The sequence below is a fragment of the Ralstonia sp. RL genome, assembly GCF_001683835.1.
Taxonomy (GTDB): Bacteria; Pseudomonadota; Gammaproteobacteria; order Burkholderiales; family Burkholderiaceae; genus Ralstonia; species Ralstonia mannitolilytica.
Map to the genome: position 1 here is coordinate 35,692 of NZ_LWRX01000207.1, position 23,956 is coordinate 59,647.

The 23,956-nt window shown below is 64.0% G+C and carries 26 protein-coding genes; 11 read left to right on the forward strand and 15 right to left on the reverse strand.

Annotated features, from left to right (window positions below; all coding sequences use genetic code 11):
• Positions 1-51: 51 nt before the first annotated feature.
• Positions 52-1,815 (forward strand): terminase ATPase subunit family protein, encoded by a 1,764-nt coding sequence (locus tag A6M56_RS19425; RefSeq protein ID WP_444518275.1) that lies wholly within the window; start codon positions 52-54, stop codon positions 1,813-1,815.
• Positions 1,812-2,891 carry a phage portal protein gene (locus A6M56_RS19430; RefSeq protein ID WP_102080490.1) on the forward strand — a complete coding sequence of 360 codons (1,080 nt, stop codon included), beginning with the start codon at positions 1,812-1,814 and terminating at the stop codon, positions 2,889-2,891. Before A6M56_RS19425 ends, A6M56_RS19430 begins: the two co-directional genes overlap by 4 nt.
• 19 nt (positions 2,892-2,910) lie before the next feature.
• On the opposite strand, the gene A6M56_RS19435 is transcribed toward A6M56_RS19430, so the two are convergent.
• From A6M56_RS19435 to A6M56_RS19480, 10 genes are all read right to left on the reverse strand, one after another.
• Positions 2,911-3,363, reverse strand: coding sequence for an FxLYD domain-containing protein (locus A6M56_RS19435; protein ID WP_286758347.1), 453 nt, complete (start codon positions 3,361-3,363; stop codon positions 2,911-2,913).
• 160 nt (positions 3,364-3,523) lie between these two features.
• Positions 3,524-4,246, reverse strand: coding sequence for an immunity 52 family protein (locus A6M56_RS19440; RefSeq protein WP_102080488.1), 723 nt, complete (start codon positions 4,244-4,246; stop codon positions 3,524-3,526).
• Positions 4,247-4,248: 2 nt separating this feature from the next.
• On the reverse strand, positions 4,249-4,833 hold the full coding sequence (locus tag A6M56_RS19445; protein WP_286758348.1) for a restriction endonuclease fold toxin 5 domain-containing protein: 585 nt from the start codon (positions 4,831-4,833) through the stop codon (positions 4,249-4,251).
• Entirely contained in the window at positions 4,833-5,180 is a 348-nt protein-coding gene (locus A6M56_RS19450; RefSeq protein WP_102080486.1) for a hypothetical protein, read from the reverse strand. The genes A6M56_RS19445 and A6M56_RS19450 overlap by 1 nt, the downstream gene beginning before the upstream one ends.
• Positions 5,167-5,724, reverse strand: a complete 558-nt coding sequence (locus A6M56_RS19455; protein WP_257984075.1) for a DUF4123 domain-containing protein — start codon at positions 5,722-5,724, stop codon at positions 5,167-5,169. The genes A6M56_RS19450 and A6M56_RS19455 overlap by 14 nt, the downstream gene beginning before the upstream one ends.
• Positions 5,673-6,083, reverse strand: a complete 411-nt coding sequence (locus tag A6M56_RS19460; RefSeq protein ID WP_102080484.1) for a PAAR domain-containing protein — start codon at positions 6,081-6,083, stop codon at positions 5,673-5,675. Before A6M56_RS19460 ends, A6M56_RS19455 begins: the two co-directional genes overlap by 52 nt.
• A gap of 535 nt (positions 6,084-6,618) precedes the next feature.
• Entirely contained in the window at positions 6,619-7,542 is a 924-nt protein-coding gene (locus A6M56_RS19465) for a hypothetical protein (protein ID WP_145997211.1), read from the reverse strand.
• A complete protein-coding gene (locus A6M56_RS19470; RefSeq protein ID WP_102080482.1) occupies positions 7,539-8,588 on the reverse strand; it encodes a DNA methyltransferase in 1,050 nt (349 codons plus the stop codon). Before A6M56_RS19470 ends, A6M56_RS19465 begins: the two co-directional genes overlap by 4 nt.
• 251 nt (positions 8,589-8,839) lie before the next feature.
• On the reverse strand, positions 8,840-9,145 hold the full coding sequence (locus A6M56_RS19475) for an STAS-like domain-containing protein (protein WP_102080481.1): 306 nt from the start codon (positions 9,143-9,145) through the stop codon (positions 8,840-8,842).
• A complete protein-coding gene (locus A6M56_RS19480; protein ID WP_102080480.1) occupies positions 9,139-10,050 on the reverse strand; it encodes an STAS domain-containing protein in 912 nt (303 codons plus the stop codon). Before A6M56_RS19480 ends, A6M56_RS19475 begins: the two co-directional genes overlap by 7 nt.
• A gap of 184 nt (positions 10,051-10,234) precedes the next feature.
• Here A6M56_RS19480 and A6M56_RS19485 point away from each other — a divergent pair, with 184 nt between their 5' ends.
• The 6 genes from A6M56_RS19485 (at position 10,235) to A6M56_RS19510 (ending at position 15,363) form a co-directional block, all read left to right on the forward strand.
• Entirely contained in the window at positions 10,235-10,681 is a 447-nt protein-coding gene (locus A6M56_RS19485; RefSeq protein WP_145997210.1) for a hypothetical protein, read from the forward strand.
• A 106-nt stretch (positions 10,682-10,787) separates the two neighbouring features.
• The gene (locus A6M56_RS19490) at positions 10,788-11,090 is read left to right on the forward strand and encodes a hypothetical protein (RefSeq protein WP_045785409.1); all 303 of its coding nucleotides are present in this window, start codon (positions 10,788-10,790) and stop codon (positions 11,088-11,090) included.
• Between the two features lie 168 nt (positions 11,091-11,258).
• On the forward strand, positions 11,259-12,167 hold the full coding sequence (locus A6M56_RS19495; RefSeq protein ID WP_102080479.1) for a MurR/RpiR family transcriptional regulator: 909 nt from the start codon (positions 11,259-11,261) through the stop codon (positions 12,165-12,167).
• A 14-nt stretch (positions 12,168-12,181) separates the two neighbouring features.
• Positions 12,182-13,537 carry an aspartate aminotransferase family protein gene (locus A6M56_RS19500; protein WP_102080478.1) on the forward strand — a complete coding sequence of 452 codons (1,356 nt, stop codon included), beginning with the start codon at positions 12,182-12,184 and terminating at the stop codon, positions 13,535-13,537.
• A complete protein-coding gene (locus tag A6M56_RS19505) occupies positions 13,534-14,367 on the forward strand; it encodes a beta-keto acid cleavage family enzyme (RefSeq protein WP_045787716.1) in 834 nt (277 codons plus the stop codon). The genes A6M56_RS19500 and A6M56_RS19505 overlap by 4 nt, the downstream gene beginning before the upstream one ends.
• Before the next feature lie 99 nt (positions 14,368-14,466).
• Positions 14,467-15,363 (forward strand): glutamate/aspartate ABC transporter substrate-binding protein, encoded by an 897-nt coding sequence (locus A6M56_RS19510; protein ID WP_045785406.1) that lies wholly within the window; start codon positions 14,467-14,469, stop codon positions 15,361-15,363.
• Positions 15,364-15,378: 15 nt separating this feature from the next.
• Here A6M56_RS19510 and A6M56_RS19515 read toward each other — a convergent pair whose 3' ends face one another.
• Positions 15,379-16,716, reverse strand: coding sequence for a protoporphyrinogen/coproporphyrinogen oxidase (locus A6M56_RS19515; protein ID WP_102080477.1), 1,338 nt, complete (start codon positions 16,714-16,716; stop codon positions 15,379-15,381).
• An 88-nt stretch (positions 16,717-16,804) separates the two neighbouring features.
• On the opposite strand from A6M56_RS19515, the gene A6M56_RS19520 reads away from it, so the two are divergent.
• Positions 16,805-17,353, forward strand: coding sequence for a TetR/AcrR family transcriptional regulator (locus tag A6M56_RS19520; protein ID WP_045785404.1), 549 nt, complete (start codon positions 16,805-16,807; stop codon positions 17,351-17,353).
• A gap of 9 nt (positions 17,354-17,362) precedes the next feature.
• Here the strand turns inward: A6M56_RS19520 and A6M56_RS19525 are convergent, their stop codons facing one another.
• From A6M56_RS19525 to A6M56_RS19540, 4 genes are all read right to left on the reverse strand, one after another.
• Positions 17,363-18,649 (reverse strand): multifunctional CCA addition/repair protein, encoded by a 1,287-nt coding sequence (locus A6M56_RS19525; protein WP_102080476.1) that lies wholly within the window; start codon positions 18,647-18,649, stop codon positions 17,363-17,365.
• Complete coding sequence (locus tag A6M56_RS19530) at positions 18,646-19,335, reverse strand: glutathione S-transferase family protein (RefSeq protein ID WP_045785402.1); 690 nt, start codon at positions 19,333-19,335, stop codon at positions 18,646-18,648. Before A6M56_RS19530 ends, A6M56_RS19525 begins: the two co-directional genes overlap by 4 nt.
• Before the next feature lie 197 nt (positions 19,336-19,532).
• Positions 19,533-20,534 (reverse strand): complex I NDUFA9 subunit family protein, encoded by a 1,002-nt coding sequence (locus tag A6M56_RS19535; RefSeq protein ID WP_045785401.1) that lies wholly within the window; start codon positions 20,532-20,534, stop codon positions 19,533-19,535.
• A 172-nt stretch (positions 20,535-20,706) separates the two neighbouring features.
• Positions 20,707-22,668 carry a lytic transglycosylase domain-containing protein gene (locus A6M56_RS19540; protein ID WP_045785400.1) on the reverse strand — a complete coding sequence of 654 codons (1,962 nt, stop codon included), beginning with the start codon at positions 22,666-22,668 and terminating at the stop codon, positions 20,707-20,709.
• Between the two features lie 42 nt (positions 22,669-22,710).
• Between A6M56_RS19540 and A6M56_RS19545 the strand changes: the two genes are divergently transcribed.
• Both A6M56_RS19545 and A6M56_RS19550 read left to right on the forward strand, forming a co-directional pair.
• Complete coding sequence (locus A6M56_RS19545; RefSeq protein ID WP_045785399.1) at positions 22,711-23,316, forward strand: 5-formyltetrahydrofolate cyclo-ligase; 606 nt, start codon at positions 22,711-22,713, stop codon at positions 23,314-23,316.
• Between the two features lie 26 nt (positions 23,317-23,342).
• The gene (locus A6M56_RS19550) at positions 23,343-23,954 is read left to right on the forward strand and encodes a pyridoxamine 5'-phosphate oxidase family protein (protein ID WP_045785398.1); all 612 of its coding nucleotides are present in this window, start codon (positions 23,343-23,345) and stop codon (positions 23,952-23,954) included.
• Positions 23,955-23,956 lie beyond the last annotated feature (2 nt).

Here is a 23,956-nt window from a genome sequence, read left to right on the forward strand (position 1 = left end):
GGCACGCGCGCGCGCGGCCGGTAGCGTTGCGGCATGACTACGCTGCCGCCTATCGCTTCTCTCTCGATCGACCCGGAGATGGATCCGCGCCGCGTTGCGCGCTCCCTGTACTGGCAGGGCTATCGCGTGGCGCGCATCGCGGAAATGCTCGGCGTCAAGCCTGTGACGGTGCACAGTTGGAAGCGCCGGGATGGGTGGGCGCAGACGACGCCGGACGAGCGTGTTGCGCTGACGATCGAAGAGCGCTTGATGCGCCTGGTCGCCAAGGAGAAAAAGGAGGGACGCGACTTCAAAGAGATCGATCTGCTGAACCGCCAGCTCAACAATGTGGCGCGTCGCGAGCGCTACCGTGATGGCGGCAACGAGGTCGACCTCAACCCGAAGGTAGCGAACCGCAACGCCGGCCCGCGCCGCAAGCCTGAGCGGAACGCTGTCAGCCCCGAGCAGCGCAAAGAGCTGCTGGACGCCTTCCACGACTCGCTGTTCGCATATCAGGACGTGTGGTACCGCGCGGGCCAGGCCGAGCGGATCCGGAACATCCTCAAGTCGCGGCAGATCGGGGCCACCTGGTACTTCGCGCGCGAGGCCTTCATCGACGCGCTGACCACCGGGCGGAATCAGATTTTTCTGTCAGCCAGCAAGGCGCAGGCGCACGTCTTCAAGCAGTACATCGTCCAGTTCGCCAAGGATTCGGCCGGTGTCGAGCTCAAGGGCGATCCGATGGTGCTGCCCAACGGGGCGACGCTGTACTTTCTGGGCACGAACGCGCGCACGGCGCAGAGCTACCACGGCAACCTGTATTTCGACGAGTACTTCTGGGTGCCACGCTTCCAGGAGCTGCGCAAGGTCGCCTCCGGCATGGCGATCCACAAGCACTGGCGGCAGACCTACTTCTCGACGCCCTCCAGCCTGGCGCACGAGGCCTATCCGTTCTGGTCGGGCACGCTGTTCAACCGGGGCAAGGCCAAGGACAAGCAGGTCAAGATCGACGTGAGCCATGCGGCACTGCGCGATGGCATGCGCTGCGCCGACGGCCAGTGGCGGCAGATCGTGACGGTGGAAGACGCACTGCGCGGTGGCTGCAACCTGTTCGACCTGGACCAGTTGCAACGCGAGTACAGCGACCTGGAGTACGCCAACCTGCTGATGTGCGAGTTCGTGGACGACTCGGCGTCGGTGTTCCCGCTGTCGCTGCTCATGCGCTGCATGGTCGACAGCTGGGAGGTGTGGGACGACTTCCGGCCGTTCGCGCCGCGCCCGCTCGGGTACCGCCAGGTGTGGATTGGCTATGACCCGAACGGCGGGGGCGGCGACAGCGCGGCACTCGTCGTGGTGGCACCGCCCGTTGTGGCCGGCGGCAAGTTCCGCGTTCTGGAGAAGCACCAGTTCTCGGGCATCGATTACGAGGAACAGGCCTCGGCCATCCTGCGCGTGTGCGAGCGCTACAACGTGACACACATCGGCATCGACAAGACGGGCATCGGCGACGCGGTGTTCAAGATCGTCACGCGCGTGCGCCCGGACGCAAAGGGCTACAACTACAGCCCCGAGGTGAAGACCGGCCTCGTGCTGAAGGCCTATGACGTCATCAGCAAGGGGCGCCTGGAGTTCGACGCCGGCTGGACCGACCTGGCCGCCTCCTTCATGGCGATCAAGAAGACCGTCACCGCGACCGGCGGCCGCGTCACGTACCAGGCCGGCCGCTCCGAAGACATCAGCCACGCCGATCTGGCGTGGGCAACCATGCACGCGCTTTCCAACGAACCGATCGAAGGCGTGACCGCAACCAATACCAGCATCCTGGAGTTCTCATGAGCCGCAACAAGAACCGCCGCGCCGGCGGCAGCACCGGGCACGTCCGCCGCAACACCGCGCTGGCCCCGACGGAGCAGCACACGGACCGCGCCGCGCAGGCCGAGGTGTTTTCGTTTGGCGATCCGGTGGAGGTGCTCGACCGGCGCGAGCTGCTCGACTACATCGAATGCATGCGCATGGGGAAGTGGTTCGAGCCGCCGCTGCCGTGGGAGGGGCTGGCGCGCTCCTTCCGCGCGGCGGCGCATCACAGCTCGGCCATCTATGTGAAGCGCAACATCCTAGTGAGCACGTTCATTCCCCACAAGCTGCTCTCGCGCGCGGCGTTCGAGCGGTTGGTGATCGATTGGCAGGTGTTCGGGAACGCGTACCTGGAGAACCGCATCAGCCGCGCTGGCTCGAGCATGGGGCTGCAGCCGGCCCTGGCCAAGTACATGCGCCGAGGCGTGGATCTGTCGACCTACTACTTTGTGCAGAGCTACCAGCAGCCGCACGAGTTTGCGCCCGGCACGATCTTTCATCTGCAGGAGCCGGACATTAACCAGGAGGTGTACGGCTTGCCGGAATACCTGTCGGCGCTCAATGCCACCTGGCTCAACGAGTCAGCCACGCTGTTCCGCCGGCGGTACTACAAGAACGGGTCGCACGCGGGCTTCATCCTGTACATGACCGACGCGGCTCACAGCCAGGACGACGTCGACCGTCTGCGGGAGGCGATGAAGAGTGCCAAGGGACCGGGGAATTTCCGCAACCTGTTCATGTACGCGCCCAACGGCAAGAAGGACGGGATCCAGCTCTTGCCGGTGTCAGAAGTGGCGGCGAAAGACGAGTTCTGGAACATCAAGAACGTGACGCGCGACGACCAGCTTGCCGCGCACCGCGTGCCGCCGCAGCTCATGGGGATCATTCCCTCGAACACCGGCGGCTTTGGTGACGTGGAGAAGGCCGCCAAGGTGTTCGCGCGCAATGAGGTGAAGCCGCTGCAGGATCGGCTGCTGGCGATCAATGAGTGGGTGGGGGAGGAGGTGGTGCGGTTTGCACCGTACACGCTGGACGGGACTGAGCCCGTCGCTGCGTGATTTCTTCAGAGGCGATACCCTAGTACGCCTTGACCTCGACAATCTTTGCGGTGGCAACGTCCCTGTATGGCGACATGGCTTCGAACCGCCACGACTGCCCGGGCTCCAGCGCCGTTGTGCTTGCCATGGTGATGCCAAGCTGTGAGCCTGCGGCATCGAGAAGCGCAAAGGTAATGAAGATTTGGCGCGTCCTCTGCCCGGTGTTGTTGTGCAGAATCCCTTGAACCGCCGGCAAGCCGGCTGGCGTCATCACCAGCGTCAGGTCCGTAACAGGGAGGTTGGCAGCTTGCCCGTACGCGCTGGAGAGCGAAGTTGCTGCTGCAATGGCCACGATGGCATGTTGAAAACGCATGTCATATTTCCTATGAACAGGGTGGAAAGGAAAAGATAGACGGCTGCAGGCAAGCCGCACCGACACATAGAACCCAGGGGAAGTTATGCCGAAAGAAGCCCTTGTCGTCTTGGCGAACATCGTCGCGATTATCGTGATGGGCATTGCAGTTGTGCGTCTCCGCCAGTACGACCCGCCTCAACACGAGCAAGATGAGAACGGCCCCTGACGCGAGAGCTTGAGCGGTCAGCGAAGCTGCAGTGCTGGCGGAAAAAGCCCCAGCCATTGGAGTAAAAGGCTTTCAAAGGTCGGCGTAACGGGGCAGCAGGTCTTGGTCTACGAGGCGGACCTCAATCTTGTTTGCGATCTTGACGTGCTCGGGGTTATCGGCCGAAAACGGTTCGTCGGTCACGCTCACGATGATGGTGCCAGTCTGCTTATTCTTCTCCCCGAGTACAGGTACGAGCGCACCAGCTTCGGGCACCTGTTGTGCCGTGAGTATCTTCGGCAGATACAGCATCCAACCGACGCCCGGACGGTCGGGGAAGACCTGCTGCATTGAAAAGTACTTGTAGGGGCCGACTTCCAGCGTTCTTGCCGGCCAAATCTCGAGTAACCCACGCACGAAAGGCAGAACCCGTTCTTTGTCTGCAAGCGCAGCAACACGTTTGGATTGCAACGAAAACGTGCTGTTGCCGCCGTGTTCGTGCGTCGACAGTGAAGAATCCAATGCCACTCCGCCATCGCCTTCGGTTCCATTCCAGACGCCAGTCATGCGAAGCCATGGCGTTTCCTCATCCTGCTTTTCGGCGGCCAAGATCGCAATGGCGGCAGGCGTTGGACCGTCTTTGTCAAAGGCAGGATTGAGCAGAGAGTGCTCGGGCGTATCGGCCGGTGGATACCAGTGGTCAATAGGGAAGCCGAGTGGAACGAGGAGCTTGGCAACGCGCCATAGATCACGCAGTTGCTCGCTTTCGGTCGGAAGCTGGGCGTTCCTTAGGCTGAATGTCAGGCTGATTTGCATAGTTATGGCTGCAGCAGAGTTCGGATCGCCAGGCGTTGAGCTGCGAACTGCCGGGTGAAGTACCGATAGGATATCGGCTCCATGAAGTACCAATTCAGCGTGGTCGGCGAGCTTTGTCGGACGACCATGCTTTGAACGCTAGCCTGCCTACGAATCTTGATCACCCCGTCGATTTTGAAGAAGAACTTTGGGTTGCCATCTTCAGGGTCAAAGAACTGATCGTATTTTGCCTTGGCCTCTTGGAGCAGGCATGCAGACGACCGGAAGCCGTCGAAGTCCACGCCCGCAAAATTCCACTCCGTGTATGGCGCGAAGCCAGTGATGCGGGCTTGATAAGCGCGTGACACGTCGGACATGTTCCACCGGCGGGTGACCAGGGGTCCCTTATCTGGCGGACACTCTTTGCACTTCTCTTTCGCCTTGGTCTGCGCCTCGGTCTGCGCGATGGGGGACGTGCGAGCGTTGTCTGCCTCTTCCTTGCGCTTGCGTGCCTGATCAATGGCGGCGCCTCCTGCGACCGTGACGCCCAGGGCGACTAGCAGGCGGCCCAGTGCCGCCTCAATGAGTACGGGCGCAGCTGCGACCATCAGAGACCTCCATCCAGTTTCTTTTGCAGCACTGCCTCAAGGTCATCAAGCCGCTGCTCAGGCGTAGCACCGGGCTTTCGGAGGTAGTCCTCGATCACGGGGTCGACGATCAACGCCGGTGCATCTGCTGCCATGTACATGAGCCAGACGATGTGAGGTGTGGAGGTGAAGCCGATGCGCACAGCGTAGTCGTACGCCTGTTGCATGCGACTGAGAATGACCTCGCGGCCGGGGATCGGAACTAAATCGGGGCGCTTCGCCAAGAACTGGTCTGTCACGCCCGCGACGAAGTGGCCGGCGTCGCAGGCCTGCAGCGCCTGCCATTGGCTTTCATCAAGCGTCAGCATGCGCTCTCCCGATGTGCATGCGCTGGTCGTTGTGCAACAGGTGCCATTCGTAAATGTGGGCGAAGAAGGATTCGCGCTGTTTTGCAGTGAGAACCTTGGCGAGGCTCACAAGCACGCGCGGATCCCAGAACCGCAACAACGCGATACGACCATCGGGGAGGCGTGCGTCAAGGTGGGACTGCAGCAACTGCCTGAGGCCGTGCAGGTCCGCTGCGGAAATCAGCCATGTAACGGAGGGGGCTTCATGCTCGAGCCGGGCGAGGTCCGCAATGAATGCTTCGTCTGCTGTTTCGGCGTCGGCAAGCCACGGTCCAGCATGTGCGAGGGCGCCGTCTGCGGTTCCGTGGAACAACGAGGCTAGGCCCGCCCTCGGTTCAAGGCGCTCCCCGCGATGGCTTTCGTATTGCACACCGTCCACGAGCCCGTACAGGCGCAAGGTCGGCTGGTGCGCCCGCAGTTGTGCAAGGCGGTCCGCCACATCGTGTGCCATCTTCAGCCTCGCATGACGGTCGAGCTGCCGCTCGCGGCCGCTTTCATCAGGCATTCAAGGCAAATACCGGACGTGGTTGGGGCAGCGATCGCGGCGGCCTGGGCTGCGAGGTTTCCCGTGTTCGGGCTTCCCGAAACCATGTCGGTGGCGGTACCGGACGCCTGGCTGCTGAGCAGGCTGGCTCCGCACGCCGTCTTGTCCATGTGGCGGGCATAGGTGTTACCGGCGCCGTCGACGACGATGCCGTTTCCTTTAAGGATCGGAAATGTTCCTTTGCATTTCGGACACACCGTCATGTCGCCCGAGCGCGCCATGGGCTTGCCCAGCATGGTCGAGGTCGGATCGCCGGTGATGACCGTGCCGCCGTGGGTGGTCTTGTCGCCTACGACAATAAATGGCTGCTGTCCTGGCACGTGTGGCCTCCATGTGCTGCGCGTTGCCCGGTGCCCCGGGGGGCAGGCGGCGCCATGCTAGCGAGGATTGCCAACGTCGGTGCTGAAAGAAATTGAATTCTGATTTGAGGGGTCGGCTGTCCCTCGCGCCGCTCAATCTGCGATTCGGCAGACGTAGCACGGGCTGCAGGAAACGGCCATAGAGGCGGCCTGCGCCCGGCGATGCTGGGCCCGTCGGGCTAGGCGATCGGCCGCCTGCGGGCTTCGTATGCCGCCGGAGAGGCACGCCCGGGGGACGGGGTGGGCGGTTGCCGGGGCTTCATCGCCCCGGCGCGCGCGGTTGGGACCCCGCCTCACCTGCGCGCTTCATTGAGTGGTTTTTATGCAGGCACCTGATGGCCTCACAGCGGCTCGCAGCAACGTGCGGCGGCGTCAGTGACGGTGCAAGAAAGCTATGCAAATCTATGCGCCATGCCTATGCAGAAATGACGGAGGGCAAACACAAAGCCCACCTTTCGGTGGGCTCCTGGGCGCATAGCTTCAGGCCATCATGAGACTACTGACGTGCAAGAAGATCACGCAGGCCTCCCTGGACCCGGTCAAAAGCCTCCAGGCCATCGACCGAAAGTCCCGCTCGTTCGGCTTCTTCGCGCATCGCCTTTAACTTTTTTTCGACTTTCTCCGCTTCCACACCCTCAGAAAAGATTCGAAGGAATGTCTGCCAATAGACTGCTGGGATTCCCGATATTGGCTGCTGCAGCAACGCTTCGATAAAGGCCGTCATCAAACCTCCGCGTGCGACTCTCCCGAAATTCTTTCCTTTATCTTTGCTCGCTTCGTCATTGAATTTATCGCCCTTTGAGGGATATGGTCGCGCATCTTTGGCGTAGTCAATTGACGCCTCGTCTCCGGTAACCCCTCGCAACGTGGTCCAGTAGTGATTTCGATGCTCGGCAGCGTACGCCGCTTCGTCAATGAATGGACGCAGAAGCTTGGGTGTGCCGGAAATGACTTCATCCAGTCCCCACGGAAACACTACAAGCAGGTCTTGCGGCGCGCATGCTAGCGCTGAGGCCTTATATCGGAACGAGGGCTCGCCTTCCTTGGACAGAATAAACCAGCCTTTTAGTTCGATCCCCATAATGATCCGATCGGCCTCCGGCACACCGGGTGCCGTAGTCTGAAGGCGCACATCTGGGAACACCTGTGCCTGCCGTACGAATGAGTAAATTTCATACTCGCCATCGGGGTCCCACAGCTCCCGAAGGTCGTTCAGATTTTCTACGACGGAAGACTCAATCGCCGCCCCTAGTGGGGTGTTTAACGTAAAGAGATCTGTGGCGCTGATACCAGCAATCCGTAGTGCGGTGCGAAACCGTGCTGGAAGGGCATGGAGTGCATCGATCACGCGATCGTATAGAGCGCGATGCTTCCAGTCGTTAGCCGGTCCATTGGTCCGAACCGGGACCTTTTTTGTCATGAAGCCACCTTGAGGGCTGTAGGTGCAAGAACTTGCGAAACTCTGGCAGCCGCGACTTCAAAGAACTCACCGTTCATTTCCGCTGCGTGCGCAAGGCGGCCACATTGCAACGCGGCAACGGTTGCCGACATCAGGCCGCCGAAAGGCTCCCATACAACATCACCTGGATCGCTCGCGGCCAGTATCTGCCGCTCCATGAGCGACAAAGGTTTTTGGTTTGCATGCATGTAACCGGGACCGTTGAGCTTTTTCACCCGTTCGGCTCCATGAACAGGAGGCTCACTCCATACGTTGGTTCGTCCGTGTACGTGCGTCCACTTGGCCCGCATTCTTTCCCACATATCTGCGGAAGGCGGGTTAACACCATCCAGCGAGAAATAGGGGCGAGAGGTTTTTCGACCATGCTTCGCACACCATTTGGCCATTGCGACAACTGCGTCGCCAGGAGGGAAGTACCACAGGTGACACTGCGTTAGGTACTTCCGCGTCGCCGCATTTTTTACGCCGCATGCAGCGTTGCTCTGCGCCATAGGGAGACCTGATCGTTGCCACTCGTAGCGCAACCACTCCTTAATGGGGACTTGGTTTCCTTCCAAGGTCGGCAACGTAGCCTTTCGCGTGTATCGGACCGCGACCTCCGTCACTACAGGTAATCCGCGGATCGTCTTCGAATTGACGTTACCGGCGATGTGAGCGATGCCCTTGTCCCAAATCACCGTTTCTTCGTACTGCCAGCCATTCAACTCCAGCGCTGGGTGTGCCTTGGCCCACCCTATTTCAGTATTCCAAAACCAAAGAGTGGTGAAAGGCTGAGAGTGTCGAGCCCATGCGGCTGCATGCGGGGCATACCACTCTGCAAGGCCGTCAGGCGTGACAGGCTCTCCCGGGAACTTCCCGAGTCCGTAGGGGCCATCTGAAATTATGACCGTCGGCGGCAGCCATTGATCATAGACTTGGAGCGCGTCGCCCTTGTAAAGGGAGGCAGGCCCTAGCCTGAGTGTCTGGTCGTCCGTTCGCGCAACAGCTATTCGTCGGCTTCGTGTCATAAACCACCTCGTGTACTGGCGCGGATTGTCTCACAGAGATCGGGCTCTGGTCCTTCGCGCTCGCGGCACTCGATGAGCTGTACCTCGGGCTCGAAATTCGATCGCCGCGCCTGCAATAATTCGTTTCTGTACATGCGCCGCTCCGGCTAAAAGATTCCGGTATCTACTGAACAGCGCTTAGCAACAAAAAGCGAAACGGCCGCACATCGGCGGCCGTTTCGCTGGGCTTCGCTGCCTACAACACTGACTAGCTAGTGAGCGTGCTGTGCCTCTTTCATCCGTCGCACTTCAAACGCGAATCGCGAGCGGATCATGTCATTAATTTGGCGGTTCGAACCCTCAAATCGCAGTGTCGCCTTGATCCGATCAAAGGACACCTTCTCCAGCAAGGCGATGAAGGCCGAGTTCACGAAAGAAGAAGGCACGGCGTCAACACCATCGAACGAGACCGTCACCGACTCCCCTTGCTGGATCGGATCGACAATCAGTCGGAAGATGACCTGTCCGTCAGCATTGCTGTAGCACTGCTTCACGTAGTCAAGAGCGCGGATCACCATTCGAAGTCCTCTTCATCTACTTCGTCGGCAACGAAAGACTGTGTGTTCAACGAGATGTGTACCAGAGTGCCGGGATAGAAGCCCGGCGCCGTTCGGGGCGTCCTGTTCACCACTGTCCCAGCCTTCGTACAAGAGTATATGCCTTGCCCGGAGTGGATGATGACGGATCCGCCGTTTGTTCGAACAACGTTGTTAATTAGGACCGCTAGGCCAGCGCCGCGGTTCCTCGGTGTTGTATTCGTGGTGAAACCTTCCCGACAGGCTTGCTCGATCGCTGCTTGGTCAGTGAGATCGGGCAGCGCTTTGCGCACATTCGCAGGGATACCGATGCCAAAATCCGAGATGCAAATTTTGACCTGGTGGCGCTTGGGATAGTGTTGAGCGAAGGCGCAGCCAATCGAAACAGTGGAGTGGTCTTCGATGTTGTTGAAGATTTCGAGAAAGCACACCTTGACAGTGGAAAGAGCCGCGTCGGTCACGCCCAACGCGTGGCCCAGCCACGGAATGAGCCGGTACTCCATGTATTCGTAGCTGCGCTTGTACTCCACGAGTTTGAGAGGAAGGGTCGTGGGCCGGACCTTGGATGCGGGATCCAACTGCCTTTTTAGGTAAAGCAGAAAGAAGCCCGAATCGTCGAGGAACTTCAGTGCGGGCGTGTCCGCGTTGAAGTTCGCAAACGTCACCTTTGCCCCAGAGTGCCTCAGGTACTCGATCAAGTTGCTGAGCACGCTGATGCCATCCGGTTCGATAAACTGCAATCGCCCGAAGTCGAAGACAATTCGGGAATACCGACAGTTCTGCTCCTCATCCATCACGCTGGCCACCAGCGCATACATGGTGTCCTTGTTGAAATGGTGAGGCAATTGCACTGTGTGCGAGCGGGGAGACAGGATGTGCCAGATCATGAAAAAATGTCTTTATCTGCTCACATTGTAGGGCACGAGACTTTGCCGAGCCGCCGAGAATCGGCACCGTCGGCGAACCACCGTCAATGAGGAGAAGTCGGCGGGACTGTAGCTATATTTCACCTTTCGCGCGCTTGGGTCAGCCCGCGCAACCTTGTTTTGTCTTGATTTTGCAGCTCGCGAGTTGCACAAGGCCTTGATTTATAAAGGGTTCGGGGTCATCCCCAAAACTCCGAAGGCAGGGGTTGACGACTCCGCCCCAGCCAACCTCACCTACGCCGCCTGTGCCGCATATGAATCGGGGTGTGCCGGTAATGTACCGAGCCGAGTCGGGTATCAGGCGGTCTTGCGTTTCTTCCTTGCTTCCGAAGCCTTATCCGATGTAGCATCCACGCTGGCTGCACGTTTTGAAAATCCGCGTGTCGGTGGTTCGATTCCGCCCCAGGCCACCAAAATTCTTCGTTCTGCAAGGTCCATCGATTTTGCAGAGCAACAAAAAAGACCTCCTCGCGAGGTCTTTTTTCTTTTCCGCGCGGGCTTTCGACACCGCGCCGTCTCCCCGTTCGCCGCGCCGATCAACGATCTGCGGCGCAGTGTCGCAGCAACAAAAAATATACCCGAGCCCTCTTGACGCAGCGCAGCTTAGGGTATACCTAGCGGCCCAAACTGCGCCAAATTGTCACAGGTCTCGGTATAGTGACTCAACGCTATCAGCGACAAGCACAAGGAGGCACTCCATGGCATTCGTTGGCACCGGTCACCACTTCCATTTCCACGCTTTCGACGGCATCAGCCGCAAGACGCGGTTGACGTGGTTGCGCAATGCTGCGGCGCTCACTTGCCTGATGGCGCTGATCGCGACGATGTGGGTAGGCGGCAATCTGTCGGCCCTGATGCACACGCCGCTGATGAGCGGGGTGTCGTCGCTCGGCGCGGTGATGATCCTGGCGTGCAGCTGCATGGCGGTGAGCCTGCTGGGCCTCGTTGCCGCGGGCTTCTTCCAGTTCCGCATGGAACAGCTCGACGCGCCGGCCGCCTGAGCCCACGCGTCACCGCACGAACGGAGGCCTCGGCCTCCGTTTTTGTTTGTCCGAGACGGCCGCACTTCGCGGCCGTCCTGCTTTGCGCAGCCCACGGGAGACCTCGGTGTTGACGCAATTGTTTCATTAACGTAGTTTACGAAACAATTGAATCAACACAGTCACTCCATGACGTTCGAAGAACTCATGCAGACGCTGCGCGACCGCGCGGGCAGTCTGTCTCCGCAGCTGCAGCGTGCCGCCATGCTGCTGGAAACGCACCAGCACGATATCGCGCTGCTTTCGATGCGCGATTTAGCCCGCCGCTGCGACCTGGCGCCGGCCACGTTCTCGCGCCTGGCGCGCGCATTGGGCTTCGAGGACTTTGCCGCGCTGCGCGAGATCTGCGTGAACCACCTGCGCCAGCAGGCGGACGGCTTTGCCGGTCGCGCCAGCACACTGCAGGGCAGCGATGCAACGGGCGCGTCCGACGCCGAGCGCATCGGAATGGCGATCGGCGCACATGTGCAATCGGCGTTTTCGGCGGCCAACATGGTGTCGCTGGAAACCGTCGCGGCCGCGCTATGCGCGGCGCGCCGCGTGTACCTGCTGGGCGCGCGCAGCTGCCTCGCGCTCACGCACGCGTTCGGCTACGCGGCGCAACTGTTTGACGACAAGGTCACGCTTTGCGCCGGCAGCGGCAACACGCTGGCCGATCCGCTGCGCTTCTGCGGCGAGGGCGACATCGTGATCGCCGTCACGTTCGACCCGTACACGCGCGAAGTCGTCGAGGCCATGCAGTACGCGCATGCGCGCGGGGCGCGGCTCGTCTACGTGACCGACAGCGCCATCGCGCCCGGTGCGGAACTCGCCTGGCAGCAACTCGTTGCGCCGGTGGCCATCCCCTCGTTTTTCCACTCACTGGCGGCGCCCCTGGCGCTGCTCGATGCCCTGCTGATGACCTGGTTCCGCCGCGCCGGCCCCACGGCGCTCGCGCGCCTGGCCGACAGCGACGCCCAGCTCAAGCAACAGCACGCCTACGTGCGCAACGCCCGCCGCAGTGAAGCGGCTGTCGCCGTGCCGCCCGCCCAACGTTGACTGCCCGACCGACCATGACACCGTCCACCACCTCCGTCTTCCACCGCGACCCGCGCAAGACGCTGCCCACTGCAATCGGCGGCGAGGGCATGACCCTCATCGACGCCGAGGGCAAGCGCTACCTCGACGCCTGCGGCGGCGCTGCCGTTTCGTGCCTCGGCCATGGCCATCCGCGCGTGGTCGAGGCCATCTGCAAGCAGGTGCGCGCATTGGCGTATGCGCACACGTCGTTCTTTACGACGGATGTCGCCGAGGAGCTGGCCGCGCGCCTCACCGCCGCTGCACCGGGCGACCTGGACCACGTGTACTTCGTCTCCGGCGGCTCGGAAGCGATCGAGGCCGCGCTGAAGCTGGCACGCCAATACTTCGTCGAGATCGGCCAGCCGCAGCGCCAGTACTTCATCGCGCGCAGGCAGAGCTATCACGGCAACACGCTCGGCGCGCTGGCGATTGGCGGCAACGCGTGGCGGCGTGAGCCGTTCCTGCCGCTGCTGGTGCCGGCGCATCATGTGTCGCCGTGCTTTGCCTACCGCGAGCGCCGCGATGGCGAGACCGACGCGCAGTACGTCCAGCGCCTGGCCGATGAACTCGAGGCCAAGATCAGGGAGCTGGGCGCTGAGAATGTGGCCGCCTTCGTCGCCGAAACGGTGGTGGGCGCCACGGCCGGCGCGGTGCCGCCGGTGGCCGACTACTTCCGCAGGATCCGTGCGGTGTGCGACCGCCACGGCGTGCTGCTGTTGCTCGACGAGGTGATGTCCGGCATGGGCCGCACGGGCTACCTGTTTGCGTGCGAAGAAGACGGTGTGGTGCCGGATCTCGTTGCCATCGCCAAGGGGCTGGGCGGCGGCTATCAGGCGATCGGCGCGACGCTGGTCAGCCGGCGCATTTACGACGCCATCACGAACGGCAGCGGCTTCTTCCAGCATGGCCACACCTACATCGGCCATGCGACGGCGTGCGCGGCCGCCCTCGAAGTGCAGAAGGTGATCGCTGAAGAACACCTGCTCGCCAACGTGCAGGCGCGCGGCGAACAACTGCGCGCGGCGCTGCGGACGCGTTTTGCCGATCACCCGCACGTGGGCGACGTGCGCGGCCGCGGGCTGTTCGTCGGCGTGGAGCTGGTGGCGGATCGCGCGACCAAGGCGCCGCTGCCGCCTGCCCGCAAGACGCACGCACGCGTGAAGGCCGAAGCCATGCAGCGCGGCCTGATGGTCTATCCGATGGGCGGCACGATCGACGGTCAGCGCGGCGACCACATCCTGCTCGCGCCGCCGTTCATCGCGACCGCACAGGACATCGACGCCATCGTCGAGCGCCTCGGCGATGCCGTGGACGCAGCCACCGCCAGCGCATTGGAGGCCGCGTGGTGACCCAGCCCATCGCCATCGCCGTCGCGCCCAACGGCGCCCGCAAGACGCACGCCGACCATCCTGCGCTGCCGATCACGCCCGGCGAGCTCGCCGCGTGTGCGCAGCGGTGCGTGGATGCCGGCGCCGCGATGCTGCATCTGCATGTGCGCCACCCGGACGGCACGCACAGCCTGGAGCCCGACGATTACCGTCCCGCCATCGCCGCCGTGCGGCAGGCCGTGGGCGACGCGCTCGTGATCCAGATCACCACCGAGGCGGTCGGCATCTACACGCCTGCGCAGCAGATGGCATCGGTGCGCGCGCTGCAGCCCGAGGCGATTTCCGCGGCACTGCGCGAGCTTGTCCCCGATGCGGGGCAAGAAGGCGAGGCGGCGCGCTTCTTCGGCGAACTCGCGGCGGCGCGCACGGCCATCCAGTACATCCTCTATTCCGCTGACGACGTGGTGCGCTACCGTGATCTGCGCGTGCGCGGCGTGCTGCCCGACACGCCGCACTGGGTGCTGTTCGTGCTGGGCCGCTACAGCGCAGGCCAGCGCTCCGACCCGGCGGACCTGCTGCCGTTCCTGCAGGCGTGGGCTGACGGCGGGGACATCACCGCCAACGTACCGTGGGCGATGTGCGCATTCGGGCCGCGCGAGGCGGAATGCGCGCTCACGGCGGCGCTGCTTGGCGGCCACGCGCGCCTCGGCTTCGAGAACAACATGGCGCTGCCCGACGGCAGCATCGCACCTGACAACGCCGCGCTCATCACCAACCTGCGCCGGCACATCGACGCGCTGCATCGGCCGCTGGCAAGCGCCGCCGAGCTGCGCGGATGGTTCGGGCGGTAGCGCCGCTTTCGTTTCGCCTGTCGACCTTTCACCTCGAAGAACTTCCCCAAGACGGCGTGGCACGGATCACGCCGCACCCCACAACCATTGGAGGACACCATGCGTCTTACCGCTCGTTGCATCCCGCTGGCGCTGGCCGGCATGTTCGCCACCGCGGCCCACGCCGAGGCACTCGACGGCACGCTCAAGAAGATCCAGGACAGCAACACGATCCTGATCGGCGTGCGCGAATCGTCGATTCCGTTTTCTTACCGCGACAGCAAGAACGAGATCGTCGGTTTCTCGGCCGATCTCTGCTCCCGCGTGATCGACGCCGTCAGGAAGAAGACGGGCAAGCCCAACCTGGAGGTCAAGCAGATTCCCGTGACCTCCCAGAACCGGACGTCTCTGGTGCAGAACGGCTCGGTCGATCTGGAGTGCGGCGTGACCACGCACCTGAAGTCGCGCGAGCAGCAGACTGCTTTTTCGACGACCTTTTTCATCGCCGGCACGCGCCTGCTGACCAACGTGAAATCCGGCGTGAAGGATTTCCCCGACCTGGCGGGCAAGTCGGTCATTACCAACGCGGGCACCACGTCGGAACGCATCCTGCGCAAGATGAACGACGAGAAGAAGATGAACATGAACGTGATCAGCGGGAAGGATTACGGTGAATCGTTCCTCACGCTGCAGAGCGGCCGCGTGGCGGCGTTCATGATGGATGACGTGCTGCTGGCCGGCGCACGCACGCTGGCGCAGAAGCCCGACGACTGGGTCGTGACCGGCACGCCGCAGTCGTTCGAAGCCTACGGCTTCATGCTGCGCAAGGACGATCCCCAGTTCAAGAAGCTGGTGGACGACACCATGACCGGCGTGATGAAGAGCGGCGAGATCAAGACGCTCTACGCGAAGTGGTTCGAAAAGCCGGTGCCGCCCAAGAACCTGAACTTCAACTTCCCGATGAACGATCAGTTGAAGGCGCTGTACGCGAACCCGAACGACACGCCGTTCGAGTAAGCGCAGCACGCAGCATTACGCCACCGCCCGGGCCAACGCGGCGCGCTCTGCCTGCGGGATGCGCGCCGCCAACAGGTGGCTGGCGGCCCACTGCCCGGACTCGGCGGCGCCGTCCGTCCACGGGCTGCCAAGATAATCCCCCGCCAGCACGATCCGGCGATCACGCCCGAGCGTGGCGCGGTACGCCGCAATGGCACGCGCACGGCCGACGGGCGATCGCGGCTCGGCCGCTGCCCAACGCTGCACGTGTGCCGACACCACTGCGCGCTCCAGACCCGGCAAATGCGCTGCCATTGCCTCGGTGGCGAAGCGGATCAGCATGGCATCGTTCTGCGGCATGGCGCGCGTCGCGGCCTGCTCGCCAAACATCGCACAAACGATGGGGCCATCGCCTCGCCCTGCACCGTGTTGAAACGTCAGCGCCGCCAAAGGGCCGCCCTCCACGGGCGAAAACAGCGCGCCGTACGCCTGCGCGAATACCTTCGGTGCCGACCATGAAGGGGAGAGGCCCAGCGCCACGTGGATGCTCGGCGCGTAGGTCGCGTCGAGGACTGCGGCCTCGCCCAGCGACGGACGGGGCAACCAGGCCCGCGTTGCATGTGCAGGCGTGGCGAGCACCGCGCCGTCGGCGTTGATCCACTCCCCGTTGACGCACAGCCGCACGCCATCGGGGGTTTCGGCAACCTGTTCGACGTTGGCGCCGTAACGCACATCGAGCGACGCGGCCATCGCGCGCGGCAGCGCCTGCCAGCCGCCTTCGACGATCAGCGTGTCTGCGCCGCGAAATGCGCCGAGCGCGGCCAGCAACGCTCGCGAGGTCCCTTTCAGCCGGTGAAAGTACAGACCGTGCACCATGGGTTCGAAGACGTACCGCGTGGCACCGCCGCCAAACACGCGTGTGGCCCAGTCCTGTGCGTCGGCGTCGTCGAATGCGGCCAGGCTGGCGTAGTGATTGGGGTCAATGCCGCGCGCCTCCCGCGCTGGGGCAAAGCCGCCTCGCAGCATCTGCCATGTTTCGCCCCAGGTGAGTTGGCCGGTGGTGGCAAGCGTCCATGGGCGTTTGGAATGCACGGCACGGAAGTCCTGCCCTCGCTGCAGCGCCGCCACGGCCGAAGTCTTGTGCAGCCGTGAGGACAACCCCGCCTCGTGCAGCAGCGGCAGCACGTGGCGATATCGCGACGACACGAATTGCGCGCCACATTCGATGGTGTGTCCGTGAAACGGCACGCTGAGGATGCGGCCGCCGGGCGCGCGCGCCGCCTCGAATACTGTGACGGCGCAACCCGCGCGCTGCAGATGCCGCGCGGCGTTCAGTCCCGCAATGCCCGCACCGACTACGATGAAATGTCGCATGGCCAGAAGGTGAATGGTGACGCGACTTACAATACCGGCCGGCCGCGCACCATACACAGCCTGTCAGTTTCTGCACGAGGACACCGCCATGCCCAGAACCACCCGCACGCGCTGGATCGAAGCCGGTTTCGAACTGCTCGACATGTATGGCGCGGACGGAGTCTCGGCCGAGCGCCTGGCGCGCCGTCTGAACGTGACGCGCGGCGCGTTCTATCACCACTTCAGCAGCCGCAACGACTACGTGCGCAGCCTCCTGGCCGAATGGGAACGCGCTTATACCGGCAGCATCCTTTCGCTCGTCAAACCCGACGACACCGCCGAGACACTGCTCATGCGCTACCTCGACGTGGCCGCATCGATGCATCCGGGGCGCGAAGTTGCCATCCGCGCGTGGGCCATGCGCGAGCCGCTGGTGGCGGAATATCTCGAACGCGTCGATTCGCAGCGGCTGGCCTTCGCCACACAACTGTGCGGCCTGCGCGGAGGCGTGCCCGACGACGCCGCCTTCTGGGGCCGCATCGCCCACCTGTGCTTCATCGGCACGCAGCAGACCACGGCACGGCCCGACCCTGAGGCGTTCCGGGCGTTCTTTCTGAAGTTGTTTGCGATGTCGCAGCGGCTGGCCGTGCCAGCCTAGCCGTCGGACTTAGATACCGGCCTGCGCAACGGCCTCGATGCGCGCCTGATGCACGGCCTGCTTGATGCGAGAGGGGTTGTCGGCATGGCGCTTGGCAACCGCACCGGCGTCGATGGATGCGGCGGCCTGCAACGCGCGCAGCAGACGTTCGGTTTGCGGATAGGCGCGGTCTTCAAACCCGAGCCGGCCGCGTGCATCGGCTTCGCACGCCTGCAGGGCCTGCCGGAAACGGTCCGGCTTGCGCAGCGCATCGCAACGCTCGAGCAGGCGCACCAGCGCGGCGGCATCGAAGCCGTCGCTGCGGTGGATGTTGCCGTGCTCGCGCGCGACGACGACGGCCAGGTCGCGGCATTCGGTCGGCACGCGCAGGCGCTGGCAAACGGCTTCGATCATCGGCACGCTGCGCGCTTCATGGCCGATGTGGCGCGGCAGCACGTCCTCGGGCGTGGTGCCTTTGCCGAGGTCGTGCACCAGCGCGGCAAAGCGCACCGGCAGTGATGTGCCCATCGCGGCGGCCGTTTCGATGACCATCATGGTGTGCACGCCGGTGTCGACTTCGGGGTGATAGTCGGCGCGCTGCGGCACGCCCCACAGCCGGTCGAGTTCCGGCAGCAGGCGCACCAGCGCCCCGCAGTCGCGCAGCACGGCGAACATGCGCTGCGGATGGGCTTCCATCAGGCCGCGCGCAATCTCCTGCCACACGCGCTCGGGCACCAGCGCATCGACTTCGCCGTCCTGCACCATGCGTTGCATCAGCGCATTGGTTTCGGGCGCGACATGAAAGTCGGCAAAGCGCGCAGCAAACCGCGCCAGGCGCAGGATGCGCACCGGGTCTTCCATGAACGCATCCGACACATGCCGGAACGTGCGCGACGCCAAGTCGGCCTGTCCCCCGTACGGATCGACCACCGGGCCGACAAGCGCGCCGTCTTCCGCCACGCGCTGCGCCATCGCATTGATGGTCAGGTCGCGGCGGATGAGATCGTCTTCGAGCGTGACGTCCGGCGCGTAGTAGACCGAGAAGCCCTTGTAGCCGGCGGCCGTCTTGCGCTCGGTGCGGGCAAGCGCGTATTCGGCATGCGTCGCGGGATGCAGGAAGACCGGGAAATCCTTGCCGACCGCCCGAAAGCCACGTGCCTCCATGGCTTCCGGCGTGGCGCCGACCACAACGTAATCCCGGTCCTGCACCGGCAGCCCGAGCAGCGCGTCCCGAATGGCGCCGCCCACGGCATACACCTCCAGCCCATGCGTGGCCGGATCGACAACGGCTTCGTCGTGCGCTGCGCGTTCCGTCATTGATTGGCTGCGACCAGCGTGTCCTCGTCCGGCGCCGTGCGGTAGGGCTCGTCGTCGGGGAGGAAGTCGTGCTCGGCGCGGGCGCCGTCGATCCATTCCTGCATGGCGGGCAGATTGAGGATGTGATCGGCATAGGCCTTCGCCACATCGGGCAGGCGCACGCCGTACGTCGCGAAGCGGCTGACCACCGGCGCATAGAACGCATCCGCGACCGTGAAGTGGCCGAACAGGAACGGGCCTTCGGCCGCGTACTTCTGACGCAGCTCGGTCCACATGGCCGCAATGCGGTCGATGTCGCGCTGCACGGCCACGTTCCAGCCCATGCCGGGCAGCACGGCCGTCACGTTCATCGGCATGTTGTTGCGCAGGTTGGTGAAGCCGCTGTGCATCTCGGCGCAGATCGAGCGGGCGTGCGCGCGGGCCTTCGGGTCAGCCGGCCACAGCTGGGCACGCGGAAAGCGCTCGGCGAGCGTCTCGCAGATGGCGAGCGAATCCCACACGTTCATATCGCCGTCCACCAGCACGGGCACGCGGCCGGCAGGCGAATGACGTGCCACGTCGGCGGCAAAGGTCTCGCTCAGCAGGCGCACGCGGATCTCTTCGAACGGAATGCCGGCCTGCTTGGCCAGCAGCCAGGGGCGTAGCGACCACGACGAATAGTTCTTGTTGCCGATGACCAGTTTCATGATTCCCGTCCTTGGAGAGTGCACAGCGAGGGTTGCAAGGGTTCGCCAGCTTGAGGTGCGCCGCGCCCGTGTTGTTGTGCGAGATTGGGGGCGGCGGCGCAAGGCGAACGGTCCATTCTAGCCCTGCGCTGCAGCGCCACAAAATGAAACCCATTCGCCACCATTGTTAAGGTGGCTCACAAGCAAAGCCCGTTCCGCTACCGATGCGAGCCCATGCCGGGGCGCAGCGCCCGATCCGGCCGGAAGCCGGCCAGCGCAGGCAGCATCACCGCTTCCATGCCGAGCGGGTGGATGCCGAGTTCCGGCGCGACCGGCTCGGCGCTGATGCTGTCGACGCGCATGGAGTCGAGGTTGTCGCGCGAGATGGGCGCTCCGGGCAGATGTTCGAACAGCGCGGCCTGCATGCGGCCCAGGCCTTCGGGCAGCGGCACGATCCAGCGTGGATGGCCGCTGGCGCGCCCGGCAAACCGCATCAGCTCGGCGAGCGTGTACACGCGCGGGCCGACCAGCGGATACGCGTGCCGGACGGTGGCCGGATTGTCGAGCGCATTGACGAAGGCGGCGGCCACATCGTCCACGTATACCGGCTGGAAGCGGGCGTCGGCGCGGGCCAGCGGAACGAACGGCGCCATGCGCTGCAAGCGGGCGAACAGGTTGAGAAAGTGATCGTTCGGGCCGAACACCACCGATGGACGGAACACCGTCCAGTGCAGACCGCTGTCCATGACCACGCGCTCGCCGTCGCCCTTGCTGCGCTGATACATCGATGGGCCGGCAGGATCGGCGCCCAGCGCGCTCATATGCAGCAGCCGCTTCACGCCATGCCGGCGGCATGCGGCCACGATGCGGCGCGGCAGATCGACATGCACGCGCTGGAAATTCGGCCCATACGGCATCTCGCGCGCATCCTGCAGCGTACCGACCAGGTTGATGACGGCGCAGTGCTCGCCGCCGCGTTCGGTCAGCGCCAGGAAGAGGGCGTCGAGCACGTCGTCGGCATAGATGTCGGCGTCCATCACGTCAACGCGAGGCAGCAGCGTGAGGTTGTGTGCCCGGGCAGATTCGGCGTCACGCGTGGGCACGATCACACGGCCGTCGGGCAGGCCGGGCGCGGCAAACGTCTGCGTCACGAGCCGGGAAAGCAATTGCGTGCCGATGAAGCCGGTGCCGCCAAAGACGAGCAGATTGGAGGTATGCATGGCCGCATCTCCAAAAGGTGGGGGGCATCACCACAATACAACCCGAACGCGCCCGACCCCAAGGGCGTGCGATGCGCCGTGCAGCGTGCGCCACCACTGTGATCGCGAATGCGCATGCGAATGAAACAACGCCCGCATCACAGCGGGCGTTGTTTCGGAGCGGGAAAGCGACTCAGGGCAGGTCGTCCGGGGTGACGGCTTCCGGCGCCACCTTGCCCAGCCGATCCTTCAGCGATTGCGAGCGACCGGTGAGCAGCGCGCTGTAGTACGTCGCATTCGACAGCACGTTCTTCACATACGTGCGCGTCTCGTTGAACGGAATCGTCTCGGCGAAGATCGCGCCTTCCACCGGACGCGTGAGCGTCGAGCGCCAGCGCTTGGGGCGGCCCGGGCCCGCGTTGTAGCCAGCGGTGGCCAGCGTCATCGAATTCTCCAGGTTGTTCAGGATCATCGACAGGTACGCCGTCCCGAGCAGCACGTTGGTATCGATATCGCTCATCTGCGAAACGCGGAAGCCGGGCAGGCCGATCTTCTTGGCAATGTGCTTGGCGGTTTCCGGCATCACCTGCATCAGGCCAGACGCGCCCACCGACGAGCGCGCATCCATGATGAAACGCGACTCCTGCCGGATGAGGCCGTACGTCCAGGCAACGTCCAGGCCCACGGCATCGGCATTGCGCTGGACCACGTTCAGGTACGGGGTCGGGAAGCGCAGCGAGAAGTCATGCTCGGCCTTGGTCTTGTCGGCCGAGTTGACAGTGCGATCGAGCAGGCCGAGCTTGCGGCCGTATTCCGCCGCGGCGAGCAGCTCGCGGTCGCTCATGTTGCGCAGTTCCCAGTTCCACTCGCGGTTGCCCTCGAAGCGCAGGTTCATGTCGTACAGGCGCTTGGCGCGGCCGAAGCCCGGATGGTTGCGGCCCATCACGTCGACCTCGGCGTCAGTCACGGTCGTACGCGGCGGCACGGTGATGCGCTGGCCCAGCTCTTCCAGCGCCAGCTGCCCGTAGAAGTTGAACTGGCCGGCAATCGACTGGAACTGCTTGGCTGCCTCGTCGCCGCGGCCATCGGCCTTGAGCGCGCGGCCATACCAGTACGTCCACGCCGGATCGCGGCTGCGCAAGGTGGGGCGCATGGTTTCTATTGCCTGGCGCACCATCTTCCAGTCGCCGGCACGCAGGGCGGTGCGCACGCGCCACTCCTGCGATTCGTCCGACAGCCACGCATCGCCGCCGAGCTTCATCTGGCGGCGGTAGGCATCGAGCGCATCGGGCGTCTGCTTCTTGGCAGCGTACTGGCCGATCACGCCCCAGCCGGCGCCTTGCTCCTCGCGCGAGAGGCCGCCGCTCTGCGAAAGCAGGTAGGCCGTTGCCTGCGACGGATCGGTGCGCGCCATGCGCGTCACGTTGGCGAGCGTGTCGTTGTCCACGCGGTCGCCCGCATCGGTACCGGGCAGCACGGCCGCAATGCGCGCGGCCTGCGTGACGAGGTTCTGCTCCAGCGACAGCCGCGCCGCAAAGGCCACGTCTGCACGGCTGAACTGGTTCGATTGCGCGAGATAGCCGATCAGGTCGACACAGCCTTCGCCGTAGCCCTTCGGATCGAGCAGCGTGTTGCGCGCGTCGGCGGCCACGTTCTGGCCCTTCATCGCACGCGAGAGCAGCGCGTAGCACTCGACCTGGGCGTCGTCCTTGAGCACGAACTTCGGATACTCGGCATCGAAGGTCGCCCAGTCGCGCTTCTTGCCGAGCACCAGCAGCCAGTCGTTGCGCAGACGGTCGGCAATCGCTTCACCCTGGTAGCGCTGCAGGAACGCGCGAACTTCGTCTTCCGGCGCATCGATGCGGGCGTAGCCGCTGGCATCGAAGAGCTGTGGCTTGATGCGGAAATACTGCACGTACGACGGGATCGGGTAGTCCGACAGGCTGTCGGCCAGCTCCCAGCTGCGGGTGACGTCGTTGCGGCGCGCGGCGTTGCGCAGCTCGACAAACGCGTCGTCCGGATTGGCCGGAATGCCTTGCGGCGCCTGCCGCTTGGCGGCCACCGCGAGGGGCGCGGGCCCGATCACGCTCATGCCCATCAGACCCGCAAAAGCCAGCGCTACCGCGCGATATACTGCCTTGGCCTTCAATGCCATCTCCTACCCCATCCCATCACTGTTAGGTCCGTCGATTATCCCATGCCGCCCCTGAGCGACCCGCACGATCCGGCCAATCCGACCACCCCGATCGAGTCTCGCCGCGCCCTGCGCGCCATGCTGCTCGACGCGCGTGCATCGCTGCCCGATCGTGTTGCGCATGACGCTGAGCTTGCGCGGCACCTGGCAGACCTGCTGGCGGCGCTGCCCGTCAAACGGCTGGCGGCCTACTGGCCAACGCAAGGCGAGTTCGATGCGTTGACCGTGCTGGCCCATTGGCTGGGGGCCGACGCCACGCGCCATGCGCTGCTGCCCGTGGTGACAGACAAGTTTTCGCCCTTGCAGTTTCGGCGATGGACGCCCGAATGTGAAATGACACCGGGCGCCTACAACATCCCCATCCCCCGCTCGGGCGAGGTCGAAACACCCGATGCACTGCTGATACCCTGCGTGGGCTTCGATGCGCAGCGCTATCGCATCGGCTACGGCGGCGGCTTCTATGACCGCACGCTGGCCGCGCTGCACGCCGCCGGCCACCGGCCGCGCACCATCGGCATCGCATTCGAGGCGAACCGGCTCGAATCCATCGCGCCGCAGTCGCACGACATCGCGCTCGACTGCATCGTCACCGAGCGCGGCGTGTTTTGAATCGAAAATCGATCGAAGGAACCTGCATGCCGCACACGCTGACCACCGTTGCCGAACTCGAAGCCGTCTACGGCGCCCCGAACCCGCGTTCGCTGCTCAAGGAGATCGACCACCTGAACGCGGACTACCGCGCCTTCGTCGAAGCTTCCCCATTCATCGTGCTGTCGTCGGTGGGCGCTGGCGGCACGGACGCCTCGCCCAAGGGCGACGCGCCAGGCTTCGTGCGCATCGTCGATGACCGCACGCTGGCGATTCCCGACCGCCCCGGCAACAACCGCATCGACAACCTGCGCAACATCGTGGAAGACGGGCGCGTGTCGGTGCTCTTCATCGTGCCCGGCGTGGGCGAAACCCTGCGCGTGAACGGCGCCGCCACGATTTCGGTCGACCCGGCACTGCTTGCATCATTTGCCGTACGCGACAAGCTGCCGCGCAGCGTGATTCTCGTGAAGGTGCGGTCGGTGTACTTCCACTGCTCAAAGGCGCTGGTGCGCTCGAAGCTGTGGGAACGTGCGCAGGAGGCGGCGCCCGCGCTGCCCACCGCCGGCCGGATCCTGCAGCACATCAGCGGCGGCACATTCGATGGTGACGCTTATGACCGTGAATTGCCCGAACGGCTGAAGACGACGCTGTATTGAGC